Source organism: Aeromonas bivalvium, from assembly GCF_046078285.1.
Lineage (GTDB): Bacteria > Pseudomonadota > Gammaproteobacteria > Enterobacterales > Aeromonadaceae > Aeromonas > Aeromonas bivalvium.
On sequence record NZ_JBGXBV010000002.1, the window covers coordinates 308,757 to 335,318 of the forward strand.

19 protein-coding genes are annotated in these 26,562 nt (G+C 62.8%); 17 read left to right on the top strand and 2 right to left on the bottom strand.

Annotated elements, in window-relative coordinates:
• The first annotated feature begins 1 nt into the window (after nt 1).
• The 16 genes from ACEUCR_RS08635 (at nt 2) to pdxY (ending at nt 22,261) form a co-directional block, all read left to right on the top strand.
• The gene (locus ACEUCR_RS08635; protein WP_392444122.1) at nt 2–859 is read left to right on the top strand and encodes a phosphatidate cytidylyltransferase; all 858 of its coding nucleotides are present in this window, start codon (nt 2–4) and stop codon (nt 857–859) included.
• Nucleotides 859–2,055 carry a 1-deoxy-D-xylulose-5-phosphate reductoisomerase gene (gene ispC, locus ACEUCR_RS08640; RefSeq protein WP_111873780.1) on the top strand — a complete coding sequence of 399 codons (1,197 nt, stop codon included), beginning with the start codon at nt 859–861 and terminating at the stop codon, nt 2,053–2,055. The genes ACEUCR_RS08635 and ispC overlap by 1 nt, the downstream gene beginning before the upstream one ends.
• Nucleotides 2,056–2,128: 73 nt before the next feature.
• A complete protein-coding gene (gene rseP, locus ACEUCR_RS08645; RefSeq protein ID WP_408789449.1) occupies nt 2,129–3,481 on the top strand; it encodes a sigma E protease regulator RseP in 1,353 nt (450 codons plus the stop codon).
• Nucleotides 3,482–3,515: 34 nt separating this feature from the next.
• Nucleotides 3,516–5,939, top strand: coding sequence for an outer membrane protein assembly factor BamA (gene bamA, locus ACEUCR_RS08650; protein ID WP_041993388.1), 2,424 nt, complete (start codon nt 3,516–3,518; stop codon nt 5,937–5,939).
• Nucleotides 5,940–6,101: 162 nt separating this feature from the next.
• Complete coding sequence (locus tag ACEUCR_RS08655) at nt 6,102–6,614, top strand: OmpH family outer membrane protein (protein WP_041993391.1); 513 nt, start codon at nt 6,102–6,104, stop codon at nt 6,612–6,614.
• A gap of 3 nt (nt 6,615–6,617) precedes the next feature.
• The gene (lpxD, locus tag ACEUCR_RS08660) at nt 6,618–7,640 is read left to right on the top strand and encodes a UDP-3-O-(3-hydroxymyristoyl)glucosamine N-acyltransferase (RefSeq protein ID WP_041993837.1); all 1,023 of its coding nucleotides are present in this window, start codon (nt 6,618–6,620) and stop codon (nt 7,638–7,640) included.
• 18 nt (nt 7,641–7,658) lie between these two features.
• Entirely contained in the window at nt 7,659–8,120 is a 462-nt protein-coding gene (gene fabZ, locus ACEUCR_RS08665) for a 3-hydroxyacyl-ACP dehydratase FabZ (protein WP_041993394.1), read from the top strand.
• Nucleotides 8,121–8,122: 2 nt separating this feature from the next.
• The gene (gene lpxA / locus ACEUCR_RS08670; protein WP_084205250.1) at nt 8,123–8,914 is read left to right on the top strand and encodes an acyl-ACP--UDP-N-acetylglucosamine O-acyltransferase; all 792 of its coding nucleotides are present in this window, start codon (nt 8,123–8,125) and stop codon (nt 8,912–8,914) included.
• Nucleotides 8,907–10,046 carry a lipid-A-disaccharide synthase gene (gene lpxB / locus ACEUCR_RS08675; protein WP_408789653.1) on the top strand — a complete coding sequence of 380 codons (1,140 nt, stop codon included), beginning with the start codon at nt 8,907–8,909 and terminating at the stop codon, nt 10,044–10,046. The genes lpxA and lpxB overlap by 8 nt, the downstream gene beginning before the upstream one ends.
• Before the next feature lie 80 nt (nt 10,047–10,126).
• Nucleotides 10,127–10,717 (top strand): ribonuclease HII, encoded by a 591-nt coding sequence (gene rnhB / locus ACEUCR_RS08680; RefSeq protein ID WP_408789452.1) that lies wholly within the window; start codon nt 10,127–10,129, stop codon nt 10,715–10,717.
• 58 nt (nt 10,718–10,775) lie between these two features.
• Nucleotides 10,776–14,255: a DNA polymerase III subunit alpha gene (dnaE, locus tag ACEUCR_RS08685; RefSeq protein WP_041993407.1), complete on the top strand. Its 3,480-nt coding sequence runs from the start codon at nt 10,776–10,778 to the stop codon at nt 14,253–14,255.
• Nucleotides 14,256–14,271: 16 nt separating this feature from the next.
• Entirely contained in the window at nt 14,272–15,222 is a 951-nt protein-coding gene (gene accA / locus ACEUCR_RS08690; RefSeq protein WP_111873785.1) for an acetyl-CoA carboxylase carboxyl transferase subunit alpha, read from the top strand.
• A 388-nt stretch (nt 15,223–15,610) separates the two neighbouring features.
• Entirely contained in the window at nt 15,611–17,134 is a 1,524-nt protein-coding gene (cadC, locus tag ACEUCR_RS08695; RefSeq protein WP_111873786.1) for a lysine decarboxylation/transport transcriptional activator CadC, read from the top strand.
• Between the two features lie 651 nt (nt 17,135–17,785).
• Nucleotides 17,786–19,120 (top strand): cadaverine/lysine antiporter, encoded by a 1,335-nt coding sequence (gene cadB, locus ACEUCR_RS08700; RefSeq protein ID WP_408759675.1) that lies wholly within the window; start codon nt 17,786–17,788, stop codon nt 19,118–19,120.
• A 75-nt stretch (nt 19,121–19,195) separates the two neighbouring features.
• The gene (locus ACEUCR_RS08705) at nt 19,196–21,328 is read left to right on the top strand and encodes a lysine decarboxylase CadA (protein ID WP_408789456.1); all 2,133 of its coding nucleotides are present in this window, start codon (nt 19,196–19,198) and stop codon (nt 21,326–21,328) included.
• Between the two features lie 72 nt (nt 21,329–21,400).
• Nucleotides 21,401–22,261 carry a pyridoxal kinase PdxY gene (gene pdxY, locus ACEUCR_RS08710; RefSeq protein ID WP_041993418.1) on the top strand — a complete coding sequence of 287 codons (861 nt, stop codon included), beginning with the start codon at nt 21,401–21,403 and terminating at the stop codon, nt 22,259–22,261.
• Here pdxY and ACEUCR_RS08715 read toward each other — a convergent pair.
• Together ACEUCR_RS08715 and ACEUCR_RS08720 are read right to left on the bottom strand one after the other, a co-directional pair.
• Nucleotides 22,258–23,667 (bottom strand): MATE family efflux transporter, encoded by a 1,410-nt coding sequence (locus ACEUCR_RS08715; RefSeq protein WP_408789459.1) that lies wholly within the window; start codon nt 23,665–23,667, stop codon nt 22,258–22,260. The genes pdxY and ACEUCR_RS08715 overlap by 4 nt on opposite strands.
• A 95-nt stretch (nt 23,668–23,762) precedes the next feature.
• Nucleotides 23,763–24,674, bottom strand: a complete 912-nt coding sequence (locus tag ACEUCR_RS08720; RefSeq protein WP_408789655.1) for a LysR substrate-binding domain-containing protein — start codon at nt 24,672–24,674, stop codon at nt 23,763–23,765.
• 475 nt (nt 24,675–25,149) lie between these two features.
• Between ACEUCR_RS08720 and ACEUCR_RS08725 the strand changes: the two genes are divergently transcribed.
• Entirely contained in the window at nt 25,150–26,448 is a 1,299-nt protein-coding gene (locus ACEUCR_RS08725) for an HAAAP family serine/threonine permease (protein ID WP_041993427.1), read from the top strand.
• Nucleotides 26,449–26,562 lie beyond the last annotated feature (114 nt).

Genomic DNA, 26,562 nt, shown 5'->3' on the forward strand with positions numbered 1-26,562 from the left:
TTTGCTAAAACAACGAATTATTACCGCATTGTGTCTGATCCCCCTGGTGCTGGGGGCGCTGTTTTTCTTGCCTTTGAAATTTTTTGCCCTGTTGGCAGCCCTGGTCTTTCTGCTGGCCAGCCGTGAATGGAGTGGTTTTGTGAGTGCCGAGCGGCGGGAATGGATCCCGCTGCTGTTCTGTCTGTTGCTGGGGGCCAGTCTGGTGTGGCTGCCGGTGGAGCAGTTATGGGCGCCCGACCTGCATCCCCTGCTGATGGGGGTACTCTGGACCGCCGCCAGCTGGTGGCTGCTCGGCCTGCTGCTGGTGCTGCGCTATCCCCAAAGCGCCCGGCTGTGGAAGGCATCCATCTGGCTCAAGTCCCTGTTCGGTCTGGTGACCCTGATCCCCTTCTTCTGGTCCATGGTCGCCATTCGCGGCTACAACTTCTATCACGACTCCGCCATGGGCGCCTGGATCCTGCTGTTTGTCATGGGGCTGGTCTGGGCGGCAGATTCTGGCGCGTATTTTTTTGGCAAGGCGTTCGGCAAGCACAAGCTGGCGCCGGCGGTCAGCCCGGGTAAAACCATAGAGGGGCTGTGCGGCGGCCTGTTTACCGCCGGATTGCTGGCGGTCGGGGTCACCTGGTTCATGGGCTTCGTCCCCGCCAAGATGGGGACAGTGCTGCTCTGCTCCCTGTTGGCGGTGCTGGCCTCCGTGCTCGGCGATCTGACCGAAAGCATGTTCAAGCGCGAGGCGGGCATCAAGGATTCCGGCACCCTGCTGCCCGGCCATGGCGGCATCCTGGATCGCATCGACAGCCTGACCGCGGCGCTGCCCGTGTTCCTGCTCAGCTATCTGCTGCTGAGCCAGGGGGTCTGATGCGCCAGCTCGTGATCCTGGGGGCCTCCGGCTCCATCGGCCAGAGCACCCTCAAGGTGCTGCGGCAGAATCCCGGGCGCTGGCAGGTGCTGGCCCTGACCGCCTGGCGCAGCCTGGATGCCATGGTGCGTGATTGCCTCGAATTCTCTCCTCGCTTCGCCGTCATGGTGGACGAGACGGCTGCCCGCGAACTGGCGAGCCGGCTCAAGGCTCACGGCAGCCAGACCCGGGTGCTGTCCGGCGCCAAGGCTCTATGCGAGGTGGCGGCGCACCCCGACGCCCACAGCGTGATGGCCGCCATCGTCGGTGCGGCGGGGCTGGCTCCTACCATGGCCGCCGTGCGTGCCGGCAAACGCATTCTGCTGGCTAACAAGGAGGCCCTGGTGATGTCCGGCGCCTTCTTCATGGAGGCGGTGCGCGACCATGGTGCCGAGCTGCTGCCCATCGACAGCGAACACAATGCCATTTTCCAGTGTCTGCCCGAGGCCATCCAGCGTCAGCCCGGCTTCTGCGATCTGGCCGCCGCCGGCATCAGCAAGATACTGCTGACCGGCTCCGGTGGCCCGTTTCGCTACAGCGACATCGACGAACTGGCCTCTGTCACCCCGGCCCAGGCGGTGGCGCACCCCAACTGGTCCATGGGGGCCAAGATCTCGGTGGACTCCGCCACCATGTTCAACAAGGGGCTGGAGTACATAGAGGCGCGCTGGCTGTTCAATGCCGCCCCCGAGCAGATCCAGGTGGTCATCCATCCCCAGTCGGTCATCCACTCCATGGTGCAGTACAAGGATGGCTCCGTGCTGGCCCAGCTCGGCAACCCGGACATGTGTACCCCCATCGCCCACGCCCTGGCCTATCCGGACCGCATCTCCTCCGGGGTGGAACCTTTGGATTTCTTCAGTGTCGGAGAGTTCAGCTTTATCCGGCCCGACCTGGATCGTTACCCCTGCCTGGCCCTGGCCATGGCGGCCTGCCGACAAGGTCAGGCGGCTACCACGGCCCTCAATGCCGCCAACGAAGCGGCGGTAGCGGCTTTCCTTGCCGAGCGCATCGGTTTCATGGATATTGCCAGAGTCAACGAGGCGGCCCTGCAGGCCTTCGGTCAGCAGGGTGCCGGTTCGCTGGATGATTTGATTGCCCTGGACGGGGCGGCCCGGGCCCGGGCTCACGACTTGATTGAGGAACTTAGCCGATGAATGACGCGCTCAGGCAGATTGCCACTCCCCCCTTCGGGTGCAGGGTCGCACACCGAGTCGAGGTGCTGGGCTGATGGGCACGCTGTTGTGGAACATAGGCGCCTTCATCGTCGCCCTCGGGTTGCTGGTCGCGGTACATGAATTTGGCCACTTCTGGGTGGCCCGCCGCTGCGGCGTCAAGGTGGAGCGCTTCTCCATCGGTTTTGGCAAGGCTATCTGGCGCAAGATGGGCAAGGATGGCACCGAGTATGTGCTGGCCCTGATCCCGCTCGGCGGCTACGTCAAGATGCTGGATGGCCGGGTCGACGAGCTCAAGCCGGGGGAGGAGGCCCAGGCCTTCAACCACAAGAGCGTCTGGGCGCGGATGGCCATCGTCGCCGCCGGCCCCATGGCGAATTTCGTGTTTGCACTGTTCGCCTTCTGGCTGATGTTCATGATAGGGGTCCCTAGCGTCAAGCCCATCGTCGACGAGGTGCGCACCGGATCCATCGCCGCCGAGGCGGGGTTGCTGCCCGGCATGCAGATCGTCGAGGTGGCCGGTGAGCCGACCGGCGACTGGGAGAGCATCACCTATGCCCTCATCAGCCACCTGGGGGAAGACGCGGTCACCCTCAAGCTGACTGCGCCCCAGAGCAGCTATGTCACCGACAAGACGCTGATGCTGCACGACTGGCAGTTCGATCCGGACAAGGAGTCCCCCATCTCCAGCCTGGGGATAGTGCCCCTGGGTGCCAAGGTGCTGCCTGTGGTGGCCGAGGTGGTGGAGGGGAGCGCCGCTGCGGCGGCCGGGATGCGCAAGGGCGACAAGATCCTGACCCTGGAGGGGGAGCCGCTGGCCGACTGGGCTCGCTTCGTGGGCCAGGTGCAGTCCTCTCCCGAGCAACCCCTGCGGCTGACCATAGCGCGGGATGGCAGCGAACTGCCCATCGAGCTGACCCCCCAGTCCAGGCAGGTGAAGGGCAAGGCGGTGGGATTCGTAGGAATATCGCCTCAGGTGGTTCCATTACCGGATGAATATCGAATTCTGTTACAGTATGGGCCGTTCGATGCCCTCTGGCAGGGTATGCACAAGACCTGGAGCCTGATCACGCTCACCTTCGACATGATAGGCAAGCTGATCGGTGGCATAGTGTCGCTGGACAACCTGAGCGGCCCCATCTCCATCGCCAAGGGCGCGGGCAACAGCGCCGATTATGGTCTGGTCTATTTTCTCGGTTTCCTGGCGCTGATCAGCGTCAACCTGGGGATCATCAATCTGTTCCCCCTGCCGGTGCTCGATGGCGGCCACCTGGTTTACTTCCTCATCGAGGCGGTGACCGGCAAGCCGGTCTCGGAGCGGATCCAGGAAGTGGGGTTCAGGATAGGCGCCGCCATTCTGATGTTGCTGATGGGTATTGCGCTGTTTAATGATTTCGCTCGCCTCTGAGGCCAGAGCATCAACAAGGACACATAAGAACAAAATGGCTGTTAAAAAAGCATTGGTGTTGAGTTGCCTGCTGGGTGCCAGCTTCCTGGCCCAGGCGGCCCCTGCCTCTTTTGTGGTGCAAGACATTCAGGTCGACGGTTTGCAGCGGGTGACCCTGGGCGCCGCCCTGTTGAACCTGCCGATCCGGGTCGGTGACACCGTGGATCCTGTCACCCTGGCCGCCGCCATCAAGCGGCTCTACGCCTCGGGCAACTTCGAGGACGTCAAGGTCTATCGGGACGGCAACGTGCTGCAAGTGGCGGTCAAGGAGCGGCCGACCATCTCCAGCATCGAGTTCTCCGGCAACAAGGACATCAAGGAAGAGCAGCTGACCCAGAGCCTGGAGTCCTCCGGCATCCGGGTGGGCGACCCCCTTGATCGCACCGTGCTGAGCTCCCTCGAGAAGGGACTGGAAGACTTCTACTACGGCGTGGGCAAGTACTCCGCCAAGGTCAAGGCCATCGTCACCCCGCTGCCCCGCAACCGGGTCGACCTCAAGTTCACCTTCGTGGAAGGGGAAGCGGCCAAGATCCAGCAGATCAACATCGTCGGCAACCAGGTGTTCCCGGAAGAGAAGCTGCTGGCCCAGCTCTCCTTGAAAGATGACGTGCCCTGGTGGAACTTCACCGGCGATCAGCGTTATCAGAAGCAGAAGCTGGCCGGCGACATCGAGGTGCTGCGCTCCTACTACCTGGACCGCGGCTACATCCGCTTCGCCCAGGAGTCGACCCAGGTCTCCATGACCCCGGACAAGAAGGGGGTCTATGTCACCCTCAATCTCAAGGAAGGGGATCAGTACAAGGTCTCCGGCGTCCAGCTCAAGGGCGACATGATAGATCGCGGTGGCGAGATGAAGGAGCTGATCCCCATCGAGGCGGGCAGCGTCTATTCCGCCAGCCAGGTGACCCACACCGAAGAGGTGCTCTCCAAGTTCCTCGGCCGTTACGGCTACGCCTATCCCAAGGTCACCACCTTCCCGCAGATCAATGACGAGAGCAAAGAGGTGGAGCTCATCGTCAACATAGAGCCGGGCCCCCGTGTCTATGTGCGCAACATCAACTTCAGCGGCAACGTCACCACCCAGGATGAGGTGCTGCGTCGCGAGATGCGCCAGATGGAGGGCACCTGGCTCTCCTCCGACAACGTCGAACAGTCCAAGACCCGTCTCAACCGTCTCGGCTTCTTCGAAAGCGCGGACGTGGACACCAAGCGGGTGCCTGGCCGGGACGATCAGGTCGATCTCGACTTCAAGGTCAAGGAACAGCCGGCGGGCTCCATCAACGCCGGTGTCGGCTATGGTACCGAGTCGGGTCTGAGCCTGCAGGCGGGCCTGCAGCAGGACAACTTCATGGGCACCGGCAAGAAGATCGGCATCTCCGCCAGTACCAACAAGTACTCCAAGAGCGTCGATCTGAGCTACAACGATCCCTACTTCACCGTGGACGGTGTCAGCCTGGGCGGTCGCCTCTACTACAACGAGTTCAGTGCGGCCGATGCCAACATCGTCGACTACGAGAACACCACCATAGGTTTCCGTCTCTCCAGCGGCTTCCCGGTCAACGAGAACAACCGCCTCGACTTCAGCCTCGGGATCGAGAACAACAAGCTCTCCCAGCCCAACCCCTATCAGCAGGTAGAGGAGTTCTGGAAGGTCTACAACGGCAACATAGACGGCGACAACCGGTTGACCTTCAACACGGTCGACTTCACCGCCGGCTGGACCCGTTCCACCCTCAACAAGGGCACCTTCCCGACCGACGGCAACCGCCAGCGGGTCAATGCCAAGGTGACGATTCCCGGCATGGATCTGCAGTACTTCAAGCTCAACGCCGAGGACGCCCACTACTTCCCGTTCGATGCGGATCACCAGTGGGTGCTGATGGCCCGTGCCCGCGCCTCCTACGGCAACGGCTATGGCAACAACGGTGACTACGAGCACGTGCTGCCCTTCTTCGAGAACTACTTCGCCGGTGGCTTCGATACCCTGCGTGGCTTCAAGAGCAACACGGTCGGTCCCAAGGCGCTCTACTACTACAACGTCGCGGGCAATGACGTGACCCAGGGCACCGACAGTTCGGTGGGGGGCAACGCCCTGGCGGTGGCGTCTCTGGAGATGATAGTGCCGACGCCGTTTGCGTCCGAGACCTATCAGCCCCAGCTGCGTACCAGCGTCTTCCTCGATGCCGGTTCGGTCTGGGACACCACCTTCGACTATGACCAGTACAAGGATCGCTGCACCACGGGCTGCAAGTATCTGCTGGACTACTCGGATCCCACCAACTTCCGCGCCTCCTATGGCCTGTCGTTGCAGTGGCTCTCCCCCATGGGCCCCCTGGTGTTCGCCATCGCGCGGCCGCTCAAGGAGTACGAGGGTGACAGGACAGAGTTCTTCTCGTTCAACATAGGTCGAACCTTCTAACAGAAAGGGGCCTTCCTGGCGCCTTTCTCGATGAGATGCCCTCCTGGCGAGGGCAGGTAATGCCGGGGCCTGTCGGCCCCGCCAAGTAACGAGTCGGCACAGGGTGCCGCTTGTCATTCAAGGTAATCCGTTACCCTCACCTTGAGGGAACAAGGAGTTAGTGTGAACAAAGCATTGAAAGTCGCGGGTCTGAGTATTGCTCTGATGGCTGCTGGCATGGGTTCCGCCCTGGCTGACACCAAGATTGCCGTGGTCGACATGGGCGAAATCTTCCAGAAGCTGCCCCAGCGTGAAGCCGTTTCCCAGAAGCTCAAAGGCGAGTTCGAGCCGCGCATGCGCGAGCTGCAGAAGCTGGAAGCCGACGGCCAGAAGCTGGTCGAGAAGTTCAAGAAGGATGAAGCCTTCATGAGCGCCCAGCAGAAGAAGCAGAACCAGGAGAAGCTGGCCAAGCTGCAGATGGAATTCAACCAGAAGCGTCAGGCGTTCGAGCAGGATAATGGCCGTCGTCAGGCGGAAGAACGCAACAAGATCCTGACCAAGGTGAAAGCTGCCATCGACTCCATCGCCAAGAGCAATGGTTACGATCTGGTGCTGGAGCGCAATGCCGCCCCTTACGCCGCCAGCAAGCTGGACATCTCCGGTCAGGTCATTTCTCAGGTCAGCAAGAGCAACTAATTGATGGTATTCACTCTCGCACAGCTGGCCCAGCAACTGGGGGCCGAGGTTCATGGGGACGAAAACCTGGAAATTCGCAGGGTAGCGACACTGGAGAAGGCCGGGGAGGGGGATATCACCTTCCTGTCCAACAAGAAGTACCGCGACTATCTGGCGCAGAGCAAGGCGAGCGCCGTGCTCATCACAGAGGCGGATCTGCCGTTTTGCCCCACCAATGCCCTGGTGCTCAAGGATCCCTATGTCGGCTTTGCCCGGGTTGCCCAGTTGCTGGACACCACGCCGCAGCCGGCCACGGATATCCATCCTAGCGCCGTCATCGCCGCCGATGTCCAGCTGGGTGAGAGGGTTGCCATCGGTGCCAATGCGGTCATTGAGTCCGGTGTGGTGCTGGGGGACGATGTGCGCATCGGCCCCGGCTGTTTCGTTGGCAAGGACACCCGGCTGGGAGCTCGCTCCCGCCTGTGGGCCAACGTCACCCTGTATCACAAGGTGACCCTGGGCACCGACTGCCTGGTGCAAGCCGGCACCGTCATCGGGGCCGACGGCTTTGGCTACGCCAACGAGCGTGGCGAATGGATCAAGATCCCCCAGCTGGGCGGTGTCACCATAGGCAATCGGGTCGAGATAGGCGCCTGTACTACCATTGACAGGGGAGCCTTGGAAGACACCCGCATTGCCGACAACGTCATCATCGACAATCAGTGTCAGATCGCCCACAACGTCGAGATCGGTTACGGCACCGCCGTGGCGGGCTCGACCGTGATGGCCGGTAGTCTCAAGGTCGGTAAGTATTGTATTATTGGCGGCGCTTCCGTCTTCAACGGGCATATGGAGATCTGCGACCAGGCCACCGTTACCGGTATGGCCATGGTGATGCGACCCATTACCGAGCCCGGTGTCTACTCCTCCGGCATCCCCCTGCAAACCAATAAAGAGTGGCGCAAGACCGCCGCCCGGGTGATGCGTATCGACGAGATGCACAAGCGGATAAGCAAGCTTGAGAAGAAACTGGGTGAAGAAGAATAATCACGATAGGGTACTGTTTTGACTACTGAAAAGAAAAGCCTGGGGATCCAGGAAATCATGGATCTGCTGCCGCACCGTTATCCCTTCCTGATGGTGGACAAGGTGGAGCACTACGAGATCAGCGATGAGCGCAAGACGCTGCGCGCCATCAAGAACGTCTCGTTCAACGAACCCATTTTTCAGGGACACTTCCCGGCTAAGCCGGTGTTCCCCGGTGTGCTGATCCTGGAAGCCATGGCCCAGGCCACCGGCATCCTGGCGTTCACCATGGTGGGCAAGCCGTCCCCCAATGAACTCTACTACTTCGCCTCCATCGACAACGCCCGCTTCAAGCGCCCGGTCGGTCCTGGCGATCAACTGGTGCTGGACGTGGTATTCCTGAAGGAGCGCCGCGGCATCGCCAAGTTTACCGGTGTGGCCACCGTCGATGGCGAGGTGGTCTGTACCGCCGAGCTGATGTGTGCCAAACGCGAGGTGTAATAGTGATCGATTCGACAGCCATGATTCACGATACTGCCATCGTCCATGAGTCTGCCGTGATAGGTAAAGGGGTTGAAATCGGCCCCTTTACCGTCATTGGTGCCGAAGTGGAGATAGGCGACGACACCTGGGTGGGTTCCCATGTGGTGATCAAGGGCCCGACCAGGATTGGCCGTGGCAATAAGTTCTTCCAGCACACCTCCATCGGTGAGGATTGCCAGGACAAGAAATACGCCGGCGAGCGCACCTTCCTCGAGATCGGCGACAACAACGTGTTTCGCGAGAACTGCACCGTGCATCGCGGCACCACCCAGGACCAGAGCCTGACCAAGGTGGGCAGCGGCAACCTGTTCATGGTCAACGTCCACGTGGCCCACGACTGCATCATCGGTGACAACTGCATCTTCGCCAACAACGCCACCCTGGCGGGCCATGTGGTGATCGGCGATTTCGTCATCTTCGGCGGCCTCTCCGCCATTCACCAGTTCGGCCGGGTCGGCTCCCACGCCTTCGTCGGTGGCTGCGCCGCCCTCAACAAGGACGTGCCGCCCTACGTGATGGCCGCGGGCAACTATGCCAAGCCGTTCGGGGTCAACTCCGAAGGCCTGCGTCGCCGTGGCTATAGCCCTGAGGCCATCTCGGCGGTCAAGCGCGCCTACAAGGAGATCTTCCGCTCCGGCAAGACCATCGAAGAGGTGCTGCCCGTGCTGATCGAGATGGCGGCCACCGAGCCTGCGGTCCAGCTCTATGTGGATTTCCTCAAGGACAACGAGCGTGGCATCATCCGTGCCTGATCCCATCCGCATCGGCATAGTCGCCGGAGAGACCTCCGGCGACATCCTGGCCGCCGGCCTGGTGCGCGAGCTCAAGGCCCGCTACCCGGACGCGCAGTTTGAAGGGATTGCCGGGCCACGGATGCAGGCGCTCGGGGTCAAGGCCCTGTTCGAGATGGAAGAGCTCTCCGTCATGGGGATCACCGAGGTGCTGGGCCGTCTGCCCCGCATCCTCAAGGTGCGCCGCGAGCTGCTGCGCCACTTCATCGCCAATCCCCCTGACATCTTCGTCGGGGTGGATGCACCGGATTTCAATATCGGGGTGGAGCTGAAACTGCGCCGCGCCGGTATCAAGACGGTCCACTATGTCAGCCCCTCGGTCTGGGCCTGGCGTCAGGGCCGCATTCACAAGATCAAGGCGGCCACCGACATGGTGCTCGCCTTCCTGCCGTTCGAGAAGGCGTTCTACGACCGCTTCGACGCCCCCTGTCGCTTCGTTGGCCACACCATGGCGGACGACATCCCCCTGGTACCGGATCAAGGGGCGGTGCGCGCCGAACTGGGGCTGGATTCGTCCCGCCGCTGGCTGGCGGTGCTGCCGGGCAGTCGCAGTGCGGAAGTGGGCTTCATGGCGCCCCTGTTTCTCGAGGCGTGCAAGCACCTGACGGTGCACAACCCGGATCTCGGCTTCATCGTGCCCCTGGTCAACCAGAAGCGGCGCGAGCAGTTCATGGCCATCAAGGCCGAGGTGGCGCCGGATCTCGACATGGTGCTGCTGGACGGCCAGGGCCGGGAGGCCATGATCGCCGCCGACGTGGTGATGCTCGCCTCCGGCACCGCGGCGCTGGAAGCCATGCTGGTGAAAAAACCCATGGTGGTGGGCTACAAGCTCAAACCCTTCAGTTACTGGCTGGCCCAGCGTCTGGTGAAGACGGACTATGTCTCCCTGCCCAACCTGCTGGCGGATCAGATGCTGGTGCCCGAGCTCCTTCAGCATGAGTGCACCACGGAGAACCTGGTGGAAGAGGTCAGCAAGCTGCTCGACCATGACAACAGCGAACTCATCGCCACCTTCACCCGGTTGCACGAGAAGATCCGCTGCAATGCGGACGTGCAGGCTGCGGAAGCGGTCGCTGCGTTGCTTGACCGCTAGTTGGGCAGGAATGTGCGCGTAATGCGTGATGTTGTGCTGATACTGGCCCTGCGGGGCCGGTTTTGATTCAAGGCTCCGAGATGACGATCGATATTCCCGAAGACAAGCTGATTGCCGGCGTGGACGAGGTGGGTCGCGGCCCCCTGGTGGGGGACGTGGTCACCGCCGCCGTGATCCTGGATCCCGCCAATCCCATCCCTGGCCTCGCCGACTCCAAGAAGCTCTCCGAGAAGAAGCGCCTCGCCCTGTACGGCGAGATCAGGGAGAAGGCCCTGGCCTGGGCCATAGGCCGGGCGACGCCCGAAGAGATAGACAAGCTCAACATACTGCACGCCACCATGCTGGCCATGCAGCGCGCCGTGGCGGGGCTCAAGGTGACGCCCGAGCTGGTCTTCATCGACGGCAACCGCTGCCCGACTTTGCCGATGGAGGCACGCGCCGTGGTCAAGGGGGACAGCCTGGTGGCCGCCATCAGCGCCGCCTCCATCCTCGCCAAGGTGACCCGCGACGCCGAGATGACCGAGCTGGACAGCCGCCATCCCGAGTACGGCTTCGCCCGCCACAAGGGCTATCCCACCGCGGAGCACCTTGCCATACTGGCCGAGCGCGGCCCCCTGCCCGAGTACCGTCAGAGCTTCAAGCCGGTGCGCCGTGCGCTCGGGCAGGAGTGAGCCAGCCCCTCACCCATGATGCAATTGACTCTCTCTTCCGCCAACCCAAGAGGTGACCATGGCCGAGCCTAGCTTTATCCATCTGCGCGTGCATTCCGATTTCTCCATGGTCGACGGCCTGCAGAAGATAGGCCCCATCGTGGCCGCCGCCGCCGCCGATGGCCAGGGCGCCCTGGCCCTGACCGATCAGGTCAACATGTGCGGCCTGGTGCGCTTCTACGGCACGGCCCACGGCAAGGGGATCAAGCCCATCGTCGGGGCCGACTTCTGGGTGCAGAGCCAGGAGCTTGGCGACGAGCTGTTTCGCCTCACCCTGCTGGCCATGGACAACGAGGGCTACCAGAACATCACACTGCTCATCTCCCGGGCCTATCAGCGCGGCCATGTCCAGGACAAGCCCGTCATCGACAAGGGCTGGCTTGGCGAGCACGCCAAGGGGGTCATAGTGCTGTCCGGCGGCCGCGAGGGGGACGTGGGCAAGTTTCTGCTCAAGGGCAACCGGCAGATGACGGAGTCCTGTCTCGCCTTCTACCGCCAGCACTTCCCCGATGCCTACTATCTGGAGCTGCTGCGCACCGAGCGCCCGGACGAGGAGGTCTACCTGCACATGGCGGTGGCGATCGCCACCGAGTTCGACCTGCCGGTGGTGGCCACCAACGAGGTGGTATTCCTCGAGGCCGAAGACTTCGATGCCCACGAGATCCGGGTCGCCATCCATGACGGCTACACCCTGGCGGACAAGCGCCGGCCGCGCAACTACAGCCCCAAGCAGTATCTGCGCAGCCAGGCCGAGATGCTGGAGCTCTTCGCCGACATCCCGGAGGCGTTGGCGAACACGGTGGAGATCGCCAAGCGCTGCAACGTGACCGTGCGCCTGGGGGAATATTTTCTGCCCAACTTCCCCACCGGCGACATGACCACGGAAGAGTTCCTGGTGATGAAATCGAAGGAAGGGCTGGAGGAGCGTCTCGCGTTTCTGTTCCCGGATCCGGCGGTACGGGCCGAGCGCCGTCCCGAGTATGACGAGCGTCTCGACATCGAGCTCAAGGTGATCAACCAGATGGGCTTCCCCGGTTACTTCCTCATCGTGATGGAGTTTATCCAGTGGTCCAAGGACAACGGCATTCCGGTGGGGCCGGGCCGGGGCTCGGGGGCGGGATCGCTCGTAGCCTATGCCCTCAAGATCACCGATCTGGATCCGCTCGAGTTTGATCTGCTGTTCGAACGTTTCCTCAACCCCGAGCGGGTCTCCATGCCTGACTTCGACGTCGACTTCTGCATGGACCGACGGGACGAGGTGATCGACCACGTGGCTGACATGTATGGCCGGGATGCGGTGTCCCAGATCATCACCTTCGGCAGCATGGCGGCCAAGGCGGTGGTGCGGGACGTAGGAAGGGTGCTGGGTCACCCCTACGGCTTCGTGGATCGCATCTCCAAGCTGATCCCGCCGGATCCCGGCATGACCCTGGCCAAGGCGTTCGAGGCCGAGCCCAAGCTGCCGGAGCTCTACGAGCAGGACGAGGAGGTGAAAGACCTCATCGACATGGCCCGCCGGCTGGAGGGGATCACCCGCAACGCCGGCAAACACGCCGGTGGCGTGGTGATAGCCCCCACCAAGATCACCGATTTTGCGCCCCTCTATTGCGACAGCGAGGGCCAGCACCCGGTCACCCAGTTCGACAAGAACGACGTGGAGTACGCCGGCCTGGTCAAGTTCGACTTCCTGGGGCTGCGCACGCTGACCATCATCGACTGGGCCCTTGGCATGATAAACCCGCGCCTGGCCAAGGAGGGCAAGCCGCCGGTCGACATCGCCGCCATCCCCATCGACGACAAGAAGTCGTTCGACCTGTTGCAGCGCTTCGAGACCACGGCGGTGTTTCAGCTCGAATCCCGCGGCATGAAGGATCTCATCAAGCGGCTGCAGCCCGACTGCTTCGAAGACATGATCGCCCTGGTGGCCCTGTTCCGTCCGGGCCCGCTCCAGTCCGGCATGGTGGACAACTTCATCGAGCGAAAGCACGGCAAGGAGGCCATCTCCTACCCGGACGAGAAGTGGCAGCACGAGAGCCTCAAACCCATACTCGAGCCCACCTACGGCATCATCCTCTACCAGGAGCAGGTGATGCAGATAGCCCAGACTCTGGCGGGCTACACCCTGGGTGGCGCGGACATGCTGCGCCGGGCCATGGGCAAGAAGAAACCCGAGGAGATGGCCAAGCAGCGGGCCGGCTTCGAGGAGGGGGCGGTCAAGAACGGCGTCGACGGCGAGCTGGCGATGAAGATCTTCGATCTGGTGGAGAAATTCGCAGGTTACGGCTTCAACAAGTCTCACTCCGCCGCCTATGCCCTGGTCTCCTACCAGACCCTCTGGCTCAAGACCCACTTCCCGGCCGAGTTCATGGCGGCGGTGATGACCGCCGACATGGACAACACCGACAAGATAGTGACGCTGGTGGACGAGTGTCAGCGCATGGGGCTCACCGTGATACCGCCGGACGTGAACACGGGCCGCTATCGCTTCAGCGTCAACGAGGACGGCCACATCGTCTACGGCATAGGTGCGGTGAAGGGGGTGGGGGAAGGCCCTATCGACGCCATCCTCAGCGCCCGGGATCAGGACGGCCCCTTCCGGGATCTGTTCGACTTCTGCAACCGGGTCGACATCAAGAAGATCAACAAGCGGGTGATGGAAAAACTCATCTACTCCGGCGCCATGGACCGGCTCGGCCCCCACCGCGCCGCCCTGATGGCGACCCTGGAAGAAGCCATGCGCGCCGCCGAGCAGCATGCCAAGGCCCAGGCGTTCGGTCAGGTGGACATGTTCGGGGTACTGACCCAGGAGATAGACGACGTCAAGAAGGCGTTCGCCAACGTGCCCCACTGGCCGGACAAGGTCTGGCTGGAGGGGGAGCGGGAGACCCTCGGCCTCTATCTCACCGGTCACCCCATCAACCAGTACAGCGGCGAGCTGCGTCGCTACACGTCGGGGCGGCTGTGCGACCTGCACCCCACCTCCCGGGATACGGTGACCACGGCGGCGGGGCTGGTGATCGCGGCCCGCAGCATGGTGACCAAGCGCGGCAACAAGATGGGGATCTTCACCCTGGACGACAGATCCGGGCGTCTGGACGTGACCCTGTTCAGCGAAGCGCTGGAAAAGTACGAAGAATTGATGCAAAAAGACCGTATTTTGGTGGTTTCTGGACAGGTCAGCTTTGATGACTTCTCCGGTGGCCTTAAAATGTCGGCCCGTGAAGTATTGGATATCAACGATGCGAGGGAACGATTCGCCAGAGCGATCCGCATCTTCCTCGACGAACAACGGATAGATGAACGCTTTTTTCAGCGTTTTAACGAGATTTTGGAACCCGCCCGTGCCGGAGTCTGTCCGGTTCAGGTACACTATCGGCGCCCCGGCTCCCGGGTGCGACTGACCCTTGGTACCGAGTGGCGGGTGACGCCCACCGATCAACTGATAGATGACTTGCGCGTCCTGCTGGGACGAGAGCGGGTGGAATTGGTTTTTGATTAGAGGATCTATAGGCCCTATGAGTCTTTTTCTGGATTTTGAACAGCCGATTGCCGAGTTGCAGGCGCAGATCGATGAACTCCGCCATGTGAGTGAGCACAACAGTGCCGTCGATCTCAATGAGGACATTCGTCGGCTGGAGAAGAAAAACGAAGAGCTGACCAAGAAGATCTTCGGCGATCTGGGTGCCTGGCAGGTGTCCCAGATGGCGCGTCATCCTCAGCGTCCCTACACCTTCGACTACATCGAGCAGATCTTCACCGACTTCGACGAACTGGCCGGCGATCGCGCCTACGCCGATGACAAGGCCATCGTCGGCGGCATCGCCCGTCTTGACGGCGAGCCCGTGATGATCATCGGTCACCAGAAAGGTCGCGAGACCAAGGAGAAGATCAAGCGCAACTTCGGCATGCCGCGCCCGGAAGGGTACCGCAAGGCCATGCGCCTGATGGAGATGGCAGAGCGCTTCAAGATGCCGATCATCACCTTCATCGACACCCCGGGTGCCTACCCCGGCGTGGGCGCCGAGGAGCGTGGTCAGTCCGAGGCCATCGCCCGCAACCTGAAAGTGATGGCCGGTCTGACCGTGCCCGTGGTCTGCACCGTGATCGGTGAAGGCGGATCCGGCGGCGCCCTGGCCATCGGCGTCGGCGATCGGGTCAACATGCTGCAGTACTCCACCTACTCCGTCATCTCGCCGGAAGGGTGCGCCTCCATCCTGTGGAAGAGCGCCGACAAGGCACCGGTGGCCGCCGATGCCATGGGCATCACGGCCCAGCGTCTCAAGGAGCTCAAACTCATCGACAGCATCGTCGAAGAGCCCCTCGGCGGCGCCCACCGCGATGTGCCCCTGATGGCCGAGCGCCTCAAGGCCCGCATCAAGCAGGATCTCGAGGCGCTGCGCCCCCTGGACGCCGACCAGCTGCTGGAGCAGCGCTACCAGCGTCTGCTGGGCTACGGCTACTGCTAAGCCCTCGCCGTCCTGGCGCTGTCGAAGGCCCCCGCAATGCGGGGGCCTTCTTGTTTTCGGGGTTGGCTGCCCGGATGAAAATCCTGCCCACATGGCTATCTGCCGGCACTGTCTGCCAAAACCCCTTCTTGGATCAATTCAGCGGTGATTGGTGGGCAAAAGAGGTGGGTTCTGGCGCCCGCTTTGCTTACAGTATTCCCCCTTCCGATCTCACCGATTGGAAGACCCGCAAGGATGCCCGCAGACCCAAACCGAGTGGCCCGCCCACTCTGATGCAAGGAGGCGCCCACCCTGCGGCAGACCCTCTTTGCCAAGATCCTGCCTCGTCGACCACTCAGGGTGTGTGCCACTCGCATCTGGCCTTCTCTTTATCTGCTGCGAGTGAACCATGAGCGAATCGGTTATTGAGATCCATGACTGGACCCTGAAGGTGGATGAAAACCTGCTGTGTCGCCCCGACCGCGAGGTCTACCTCGAACCCAGGCTGGTCAACCTGCTGCGCTTTCTGGCCCGCCATGCCGGCACTGTGTTCGGCCGCGACTGCCTCATCGACGAGGTGTGGGATGGCGCCGAGGTGACCGATCAGGTGGTGACCCAGTCCATCTTCGAGTTGCGCAAACTCTTGAAAGACGGCCGCCCCGACGCGACCGACTATATCGTCACAGTGCCAAAACGGGGCTACAAGCTGGTGGCGCCGGTGCGAACGGTCCCGCCGCTCTCCCAGGGGGCGGCCGATGATGGAGCCCCTGCGGCGGCGTTGCCGCCCATGCAGGCCCCATCGGCCTGTGCCGAGCCTGCGCCGCCTGGCCCGGCCCCCTTCCCGGCCGGGCCCCTGACCCGCGCCATCTCGGCTCGGGCCAAGGATCCCCGCAGCCGCGCCAGGATGTTTGGCTTCGATCTCTTCGTGGTCCTGGTGCTGATCGCCATGGTGAGCCTGCTCAGCTATCAGGGGGCCAGCCCCAGGGTGCGCGCCATGCTGGATCCCCATCTGCTGGTGTTTCGCTTCCACGCCGGCATGGATGGCAATAACGAGAACGTGCGCCTGGCCGACGGTATCACCCGTGCCTTGATGGGGGAGGTGGCGGCCGCCACGGCGCTGCGGGTGCAGTACGGCGCCACCAATCCGACGGGGGGCATACTGCCCGGCAAGGAGCTGAGCGTACGGGTCAGCCGCCAGCCACGGGGCACCTATCTGGATCTGGAGTACCGCAACCTCAACACCAACCGGGTGCTGTTCAGTCAGCAGTACCAGCTCAGCCGCCACAAGGTGCATCAGGTCTTGCAGGCGAGCAGTCAGGATCTGCTGCGCGCCCTGGACAGGCCCGAAGTGGTGCCCGGCATGGGCTGGCCCACCGATGACGCCTCTCTGATGGCCATGATGGAGGCGCGCTACTACATCAACAGCCGGGATCCCGTGGCCCTCAGGCGCGGCATAGTGCTGCTCGACCAGGCCCTCGCCAGTCAGCCCGACCAGCCCCTGCTGCTGGCGGAGCGCTATCTGGCCGGCGAGGCGCTGGCGACCCTGGCGGGCAAGTCCGAGAGCGATCGTCTGCTGGAGACAGGCAGCCGCCTCGCCGTCCTGGTACGGGGGGAGGGGCCACTGCCCGCCCGGGTGTGGGAGGCGCTGACCCTGCAGGCCATCCTGGGGGGGCAGCCGCAACAGGCCGGCTATCTGCTGGCGCGGGCCGCCAGCCGGGGCCGCTCCGTGCTCTATTACATATTGCAGGGCAAGCTGGCGGAGCTGGACGGTCGCCCCGAGGCGGCAGGGGATGCCTACAGTCAGGCCTTCCTGATGGAGGCGACCGAGCAGACCTATCTGCTCTGCCAGCAACTGGGTTTTTACAGCAACATGGAGACCCTCACTCCCGCCCTGTTCAATGGGCTGGGCCAGAGCAAGGTGAAGCTCTTCTAACACTGGGGCTCTTGTCTCCTTTCGGGCGGTTCTGTGGCCAGCCCCTTGCACAGGCTGCCTTCGGGCGGCCTGTGTCGTTTCTGCCTGTCTCAATCCTGCTTGCCCGCCAGCTTGAATAGCCCGTTTTGGCGCAGCCTGATTTGTTTCCTGCTGTTCACCACGCTATCTCACCGTGAATGTGGCTATGGCCTGCCCATTGCCAAAAACAGAGTATGGCCGCTGAGGTTTGCCGCCACGTCGAGGGTTGCCACTGTCTTATTGCTGGCCGGATAGGGATGAGCGGCCACGTCATGGCTCAGAGGGCGTTCGGATGCCCACAAGGGGGGGGGGCGCTATGAGAGTCCCTTTCTCTCGGGTGTGTCCCGGGAAAAACATCAAGGGGGCCGGATAAGGGAGTGATAAAGGGGCGAAAACCAGATTGCCGGATATCAAGGTTTTATCAAGCTGCTGGCGAGAATGCTCTCAAGACTCTGTTTTTAAATGTGTTTTTTAATGGCTGCGAGGCAGCGAAAAAAAACGGCTCATATTTTTATCCGTTAGCGGTTCCTTATGTTTTCCGGGGGGCAGAGGCCTAGTCTGTGGCCATTCGTTGGCGGGGTGCTGCCCAGTAGTGCATGGGATGCCCCGACCTTTCACTGCCCCGGAGATCTTATGTCCCTCGATACGAGCAAGAAGATCGGCCTCATCGCCTGTACAGGTGTGGTGGCCGGCAACATGATGGGGAGCGGCATCGCGCTGCTGCCTTCGGCCCTGGCCACCATAGGTTCCATTTCTGTGTTCAGCTGGGCCATCTGCCTGGTGGGCGCCATGGGCCTGGCCTTCGTCTTCGCCCGCCTCGCCACCAAGAACCCGCAAGAGGGAGGCCCCATCGCCTACGCCGGCGAGATCTCCCCTGTGTTCGGCTTCCAGACCGGCGTGCTCTACTACCACGCCAACTGGATAGGCAACCTGGCCATCGCCATCACAGGGGTCTCCTACCTCTCGGTCTTCTTCCCCATCCTCAATGACCCCATACCGGCATCGGTCGCCACCATAGCCGCGGTCTGGATCTTTACCCTGGTCAACCTGCTTGGCGGCAGCTGGGTGAGCCGGCTCTGTACCCTGGGTCTGGTGCTGATCCTGCTGCCCGTGGTGGGCACAGCCCTGATCGGCTGGGGCCACTTCGACCCCCAGCTCTACCGCCAGAACTGGAACACCACCAGCGGCAGCGATCTGCATGCAGTGATCAGCGCCGTGCTGATCTGCCTCTGGTCCTTCGTCGGCGTCGAGTCTGCCGCCGTCTCCTCTGGCATGGTGAAGGATCCCAAGCGCACCGTTCCCCTTGCCACCATGCTGGGTACCGGCATCGCCGGTGTCATCTACATACTCTCCACCCAGGTGATCGGCGGCATGTTCCCGGCCGGGGAAGTGGCGGCCTCCGGCGCGCCGTTCGCCATGGCCTCCTCCGCCATCTTTGGTGACTGGTCAGCCCCCTTCGTGTCTGCCTTTACCGCCCTGGCCTGCTTCACCTCCCTGGGCTCCTGGATGATGCTGGTGGGCGAGGCAGGCAAGCGCGCCGCCAACGACGGCAACTTCCCGAAGATCTACGGCGAAGTGGACAAGAACGGCGTGGCCAAGAAGGGTCTGATCCTGGGCTCCCTCAAGATGACGGCGCTGATGGTGGTGCTGACCGCCTTCACCTCCCACTCCGCCCACGCCGCCGACTTGTTCAACGTGCTGACCACGGATGCGGTGCTGCTGACCATGCTGCCCTACTTCTACTCCAGCATTAACCTCATCCGTTTCGAGGGCATGACCTCCCGCAGCATGGGCACCATGATCTTCTCCGGTGTGGCCTGCGTCTTCTGTCTGGTGGCCCTGATGGGGGCCCAGGGTTCCAACCTCACAGCTACCTTCGTGGTGTCGCTCATCATCCTGATGTTCTACGCCAAGAAACAGGGTCTGCGTCAGCACGACGCCCTGCTCAAAGAACAAGCCAGCCACTGATCCCTTTTCCTTTTCCATGCGCTCTTCACTCACCATCCCTGATGGAGAGCGCCTCTTCACGTGTGGAGCATCAAGATGAACATCATTGCCATCCTCAACCACCTGGGCGTTTTCTTCAAAGAAGAACCCATCCGCCAGCTGCAAGCCTCCCTCGAGCGCAAGGGCTTCGAGGTCGTCTACCCGGTCGACGTGGCCGACTTGCTCAAGCTCATCGAGAAGAACCCCCGCGTCTGCGGCGCCATCTTCGACTGGGACAAATACTCCCTGGGGCTTTGCAAGGAGATCCACGATCGCAACGAGAAGCTGCCTATCTTCGCCTTCGCCAACGACCAGTCCACCCTGGACATTCACCTGACCGACCTGCGTCTGAACGTCCACTTCTTCGAATACCGTCTCGGCATGGCCGACGACATCGCCCTCAAGATGGGCCAGGCCACCCAGGCGTATCAGGACGCCATACTGCCGCCGTTCACCAAGGCGCTGTTCAAGTACGTGGAAGAGGGCAAGTACACCTTCTGCACCCCGGGTCACATGGGGGGGACCGCCTTCCAGATGAGCCCGGCCGGCAGCCTCTTCTACGACTTCTACGGCCCCAATGCCTTCAAGGCGGACGTCTCCATCTCCATGCCGGAGCTGGGCTCCCTGCTGGATCACTCGGGTCCCCACAAGGAGGCCGAGGAGTACATCGCCCGCACCTTCAACGCCGATCGCTCCTACATAGTCACCAACGGCACCTCCACCGCCAACAAGATAGTCGGCATGTACTCGGCGCCGGCGGGCAGTACCGTGCTGGTGGATCGCAACTGTCACAAGTCCCTCACTCACCTGATGATGATGAACGACGTGACGCCGATCTATTTTCGCCCGACCCGCAACGCCTACGGCATTCTGGGGGGCATTCCGCAAAGCGAATTCAGCCGCGACACCATAGCCGCCAAGGTGGCCGCCACCCCGGGTGCCCAGATGCCGCGCTACGCCGTGGTGACCAACTCCACCTATGACGGCCTGCTCTACAACACCGGCTTCATCAAGGAGGCGCTGGACACCCCCTTCATCCACTTCGACAGTGCCTGGGTGCCCTACACCAACTTCAGCCCGATTTATGAGGGCAAGTGCGGCATGAGCGGCGAGGCCATGCCGGGCAAGGTGTTCTACGAGACCCAGTCCACCCACAAGCTGCTGGCGGCCTTCTCCCAGGCCTCGATGATCCACATCAAGGGGGACGTGGAGGAGGAGACCTTCAACGAAGCCTTCATGATGCACACCTCCACTTCGCCGCAGTACGGCATAGTGGCCTCCACCGAGATATCCGCCGCCATGATGCGGGGCAACAGCGGCAAGCGCCTCATCAAGGACTCCATCGAGCGGGCCATCTCTTTCCGCAAGGAGATCAAGCGCCTGCGCGAGCAAAGCGAAGGCTGGTTCTTCGACGTGTGGCAGCCGGACGACATCGACACCCTCGAGTGCTGGAAGCTGGATCCCAAGGATGACTGGCACGGCTTCAAGGACATTGATGACGACCACATGTACCTGGATCCCATCAAGGTGACCCTGCTGACCCCGGGCATGGGTCGCGACGGCCAGCTGCTGGAGCGCGGCATCCCCGCCTCCCTGGTCTCCAAGTTCCTGGACGAGCGCGGCATAGTGGTGGAGAAGACCGGCCCCTACAACTTGCTGTTCCTCTTCTCCATCGGGATCGATCAGTCCAAGGCGATGCAGCTGCTGCGCGCCCTGACCGAGTTCAAGCGCGGCTATGATCTCAACCTCACCATCAAGAGCATACTGCCGAGCCTGTATCGGGAAGACCCCGGCTTCTACGAAGGGATGCGCATCCAGGAGCTGGCCCAGCGCATTCACGAGCTGACCTGCAAGTACCGTCTGCCTGAGTTGATGTTCAAGGCGTTCGACGTGCTGCCCGAGATGACCATGACCCCCCACGCCGCCTGGCAGCAGGAGCTGGCGGGCAAGGTGGAGGAGGTGCCCCTGCGGGACATGGTGAATCGCGTCAGCGCCAACATGATACTGCCGTACCCGCCGGGAGTGCCCCTGGTGCTGCCGGGGGAGATGGTGACGGCCGACTCCCAGCCGGTGCTGGAGTTCCTCGAGATGCTGTGCGAGATCGGCGCCCACTATCCGGGCTTCGAGACCGACATCCACGGTCTCTATCGTCAGGCCGATGGCAGCTACACCGTCAAGGTGCTGCGTTAAGCGAGAGTGACACAACGGGCCGCAAGGCCCGTTTTTGCCTGCGTTATCAATCCATTGTCATGGGTGCTTGTCATGAAACGAGTGTTATCCATCCAGTCCCACGTGGTATTTGGTTGTGCCGGCAATGGCGCCGCCGTGTTTCCCATGCGTCGCCTAGGCGTAGAGGTGTGGCCCGTCAATACGGTGCAGTTCTCCAACCATACCCAGTACAAGGCAGGCTGGCAGGGAATGCGGATGCCGGATGGCCACATCAGTGCGCTGATGACGGGGCTTGCCGACATAGGTGTGCTGGGGCAGTGCGACGGGATCTTGAGCGGCTATCTCGGCTCGGCCGAGCAGGGGGAGGAGATCCTGGCGGCGGTGGCCCACCTCAAGGCGCTCAACCCCAACGCTATCTATTTCTGCGACCCCGTCATGGGGGATCCGGACAAGGGGTGCGTGGTGGCCCCCGGCGTCGCCGATTTTTTCAAGGCCCGGGCGCTGCCTTGCGCCGATATGCTGGCCCCCAATCTGCTGGAGCTGGAACAGCTCATCGGCCGGGAGATCCGCAATGTGCCCCAGGCCCTGGCGGCCTGTCAGCAGCTGAGGGAGCAGGGGGTGAAGATCCTGATGGTCAAGCACCTTTGCAGGGCGGGCTTTGCCGCGGACCGCTTCGAGATGTTGCTGGTGTGCGAGGCGGGGGCCTTCCATATCGCTCGCCCTCTCTACCCCTTTGCCCGCCACCCCATAGGCGTCGGAGACCTGCTGAGCGCCACCCTGCTGGCCAATCTGCTGGCGGGGTTTGATCCGGTGACGGCGTTCGAGCGCACCAACGCCAGCGTCGATGCCGTGCTGGCCCAGACCTGGCTGGCGGGGGCTGGCGAGCTGCAACTGGTGGCCGCCCAGCAGGCGCTGGCCGAGCCCGAGATCCGCATCCGTGCCAGCCGGCTTTAGGTACGATCGAGTACCTGTTCCCGGCGGGGGAGAGCGGGACCTGGCCTTGCCAGCGGGGCATCGGCCTCCTTGAGGCGGCGCCATTCACGCCACAGCAGCCAGCACAGCGGCGGGGTCAGCAACAGCACGGTGACGGGCTGGGCCAGCAGCACACCGTCCCGGCCCCACTGGAGCGGCAGCCAGAAGATCAGCGGCAGCAACAGCAGAGTCTTGGCCACCGAGATGAGCAGGGCCTGGCGGGTGCGGGTCATGGATTGCAGCAGCACTATGCCGAACATGATGACCCCCTCCAGGGGAATGGCCCCCAGGTTCAGGGTCAGGCTGCGAACGGCGGCCGCGAGCAGCTCGCCATCCTGGCTGCCGGTGTAGAGCATGGCCACCTGGCGCGGCAGCAGCTGGACCAGCAGCCAGACCGCCACCCCGTAGATCAGCGTCACTTTGAGCCCCATGGCCATCAGGAAGCTCAGAGCCCGATGGCGACCGGCCCCCGCCGCCTGGCTGATGAGGGGCTGGATGCCAAACGCCAGCCCCTGCAGGATCACGATGAACACCGCCTCTGTGTAACCGGCCACGGTAAAGCCCGCCAGATCCTTGACCGAGCCGTACACCATCAGCTGGAGGTTGTGCAGCAACAGCAGCAGGCCGAGGTTGAACTGGGCGATCAGGCTCGGCAGGCCGGTGAACAGCAGTCCTGGCATGAGCCGCGCCCTGGGCAGGAGCTGGTGCCAGCCAAGGCGCAGCCTGGCGTAGGGAGTGAAGAAGTAGCCCAGCCCCAGCAGGCTCACCACTCCTTCCGAGATGAGGGTGGCCTGGGCCGTTCCTATCAGTCCCAGCCCCAGCCGGCCGACCATGATGTAGTTGAGGATGATGTTGAGGAGGGCGCCGCCGCTCACCAGCACCATGGCGAGGCGGGGACGGCCGTCGTTGCGCAGCAGATAGGGCACCGCCAGGTTGCTGGCCAGCAGCAGGGTGCCGCCCCCTATCCAGCCGAGGTAGTCGCTGGCCTGGCGCCATGTCTCGCTGCCCTGCTCCATGCCCAGGGCCAGCAGGATGTCGGTGTGCCAGTGGTGCAGCAGCAGCGGCGCTACCGTGCCCAGGATCAGCAGCAGCCAGAGTCCGTTGACCAGCGCCTGGCGGGCCAATCCCGGCTGCCTGGCCCCTTGCTGGAAGGAGATGGCGGTGGCCGTGCCCATGCTGACCATGGCGGCGAGGCCGATCAGCACCATGATGACCGGATAGACCAAGTTGATCCCGGCCAGACCCGAGGCCCCCACGTAGTGACCGACGAAGATGCCATCGATCAGGTAGTAGGCACCCGAGACCAGCATGGCGAGGATGGAGGGGAGGGCTTGGCCCCAGAAACGGCGGATCATGGCCTGCTGACGCAGGCTGACATGGGCGGACATAAGACTTATCTCGCGGCAATCATCGAGCTGATAGTCTAGATTGATCGCTTTTCTTTGATAATCCGGTTTTTATTTAATGAATTGCTGAGTAATTCTCAGTAATTGGGCGCCTGGCGGGCCTTGAGCAGATCGATCAGGGCGCGCAGTCCCCTGCTCAGTTGATGGCGACTGGGATAGAAGAGGTGAAAACCGGCGAAGGTGGGGCTCCAGGGGGTCAGCACGGCCACCAGCCGACCCGCCGCCAGGGGGGCGCTCACCTCCTCCTCCAGGCAGTAGGCCAGCCCCAGACCCGCCTCGGCCGCCCCCAGATAGAGAGAGGGGGAGCTGGCGGTCAGCGGCCCGCTCACCTCTATCTCCAGCAGGCTTCCCTCTTCCCCGGCAAAGGCCCAGCGGTAGTGGTGGGAGGGGGTCAGCCGATAGCCGATGCAGGCATGGCGCGCCAGATCCCTGGGGTGTTGCGGCGTGCCGTGCTCGGCCAGATAGGCGGGGGAGCCCACCACCAGGTAGCGTTGGGGCGGCCCGATGGGCACGGCGATCATCTCCTTGGGCAGCAGGTCGCCATAGAAGATGGCGGCGTCATAACCATCCTCGATGAGGCGCGGCATCAGCTCCTGCTCCACCACCTCCACCTGCATGCGCGGATACAGCGCCAGATAGTCGATGAGCACCGGGGTCAGCAGTTCGTCGATGGCGCTGCGGGGGGCGCTGATCTTGAGGCGCCCCACAGGTTCGTCGCCGTGGCGGGTCAGCTCCGCCAGGGCCTCCTCCAGGGTGGTGAGGGTGGGCAGCAACCCCACGAGCAGCCGCTGGCCCGCCTCGGTGGGCACCACGGCCCGGGTGCTGCGATTGAGCAGGCGGATCCCCAGCCGGGTTTCCAGCCCCTTGAGGCTGTGGCTGAGGGCGGAGGCCGAGACCCCGAGTTCGAGGGCGGCCTTGCTGAAGCTCTGGTGGCGGGCGACGGCGGCAAACACCGCCAGCTCGGCAAGATCGGTGCGGGTGATGGCCATGTTGATCCAGCGAAAAGGTGGGGAGAACAGGGTACGCCAGGGCAGGGCGGCGCACAATCGGGCGCACCAAGCGCAAGATGCAAACACCTTGTTAACGCCCGGCGGCCATGACCTCTGGGGCGGCCTTCGGTTTACCCCGGTTTTACAAGTTTGGGACAAGAGTGTGAACCTGGGCACCGGAAACACGATTTAGGTCAAACTTTTGTTGAATCATTAAAATTTATCTATTGTTTGGCCGGGCGTTTAATTTACAGTGACCCCATAGACATGGCAGGGGTTAACGGGATGTGAATGACCCGAGCGGCCGATGGGATCTGACCCGTCTGCGCGCCCCCGCCGTTGCCAGCATGTTGCCGCGATAGGCCCGGGTCGGGACGCGGGCAGCATCCAGGGGGGAGACAGGGTTCCAGGGAGTCGGAACGAGGCGGCGTATGCCATGTGCCAGATTTCGATTGTCAAACTACAGGAAAGACCCATGTCCGAGATGAATATTGCAGTAGAGGCCGGCCTGCCACGTCAGGGGGCGCGCGCCAGCGGCATGAACAGGGCCGATCTGGTGTGGATGCTGGGACTCTATGGTACCGCCATCGGTGCCGGCACCCTGTTTCTGCCCATCAATGCCGGCGTGGGCGGCCTCTGGCCACTGCTGGCCATGACGCTGCTGGCCCTGCCGCTGACCTTCTTCGCCCACCGTGGCCTCAACCGCTTCGTCCTCTCCGGTTCGACCCGGGAGGGGGACATCACAGAGGTGGTCGAGGAGCACTTCGGCAAGACGGCGGGCAAGCTCATCACCCTGCTCTACTTCTTCGCCATCTACCCTATCCTGCTGATGTACGCGGTGGCCATCACCAACACGGTGGAGAGCCTGATGGTGCACCAGCTGGGGATGACACCGCCGCCGCGGGCCCTGCTGGCCCTGGGGCTGATCCTCGCCCTGATGGCCGTGGTGCGCCTGGGGGGCCACTTCATCGTCAAGGCGATGAGCGTGCTGGTTTTCCCCTTCGTCATCGCCCTGATGGGGCTGGCCCTCTATCTGGTGCCTCACTGGAACGGTGCCATCATCAGCGAGGCGCCCCCCCTGTCCGAGGCCTTTGGCGGTGACTTCATCAAGACGCTCTGGCTGGCGATCCCCGTGATGGTGTTCTCCTTCAACCACTCTCCCATCATCTCCTCCTTCGCGGTGGACAATAAGCGGCGCTACGGGGAGCGGGCGGATGGCAAGTGCAACCGCATCCTGCTCGGCAGCCACATCATGATGGTGGTCAGCGTGCTCTTCTTCGTGTTCAGCTGCGTGCTGGCCCTCTCCCCCGCCGACTTGCTGGCGGCCAAGGAGCAGAACATCTCCATCCTCTCCTACCTGGCGAACCACTTCGACAACCCGGTGATCGCCACCCTGGCCCCCCTCATCGCCATGGTCGCCATCAGCAAGTCCTTCCTCGGTCACTATCTGGGAGCGAAGGAGGGGTTCAACGGCCTGATGGTGAAGACCCTGCGCGAGCGCGGCAAGCGACTGGAAGTGGCCCAGCTCGATCGCATCACAGCCCTGTTCATGATCCTGACCACCTGGGCCGTGGCCACCATCAACCCCAGCATATTGGGTATGATTGAATCCCTTGGTGGCCCCATCATCGCCATGCTGCTGTTCCTGATGCCCATGTACGCCATCCGCAAGGTGCCCGCCATGGCCAGGTTTGCCGGCCAGCCGAGCAACCTGTTCGTCACCCTGATAGGGGTGCTGGCCATGACGGGGATCCTCTACTCCCTGCTGTTCTGAGCCTGGTCTCGGATAGCACAAAGCCGCCTCAGGGCGGCTTTGTGCATAGGGGGAGCCTGGCGGTACGAGCCACCCGTTCACTCACAAGGGGATGGGGGTTGCCCATGGGGAGCC